Here is a 612-nt window from a genome sequence, read left to right as displayed (position 1 = left end):
GCTCGCCACCGCGATCGGCGAGGTCACCGCACCGGCGCAGGACGGCCAGCCCGGCCGCCTCGTGATCACCTGGCGGGACCACCTCGTGGTCGACGTGCCGCCCGGCTCGCTGGTCGACGACGGCCCGGTCTACGCCCGCCCGATGCGGGAGCCGGCCGACCTGATCCTGCTCCAGGCCGACCGCGCGGAGACCCTGGCCCGCCCGGCCGACCCGGAGGCGCTGCGGGAGACCGTGCTGCGCATGATCGCGTCGCCGAACCTCGCCGACAAGACCTGGGTCACCGAGCAGTACGACCGGTACGTGCTGGGCAACACGGTGCTCGCCCAGCCGGAGGACTCGGGCGTCATTCGGATCGACGAGCGGACCGGGCTCGGCGTGGCGCTGTCCGTGGACGGCAACGGCCGCTACGCGCGGCTCGACCCCTACCACGGCACGAAGCTCGCCCTGGCCGAGGCGTACCGGAACGTCGCCGTGACCGGTGCGACCCCGATCGCCGTGACCAACTGCCTGAACTTCGGCTCCCCGGAGGACCCGGCGGTGATGTGGCAGTTCGGCGAGGCCGTGCGCGGCCTGGCGGACGGCTGCGCCGAACTCGGCATTCCGGTGACCGG

The 612-nt window shown here is 73.9% G+C and carries 1 protein-coding gene; it reads left to right on the top strand.

Annotated elements, in window-relative coordinates; all coding sequences use genetic code 11:
• Positions 1–612: AIR synthase related protein (locus SM447_RS29455; RefSeq protein ID WP_474576128.1), on the top strand; the 612-nt coding region annotated here is incomplete at both ends.

The organism is Micromonospora aridisoli (assembly GCF_056150025.1).
The sequence above is the reverse complement of the archived record's forward strand: the minus strand, read 5'-3'. Positions and strand labels throughout refer to the sequence as shown.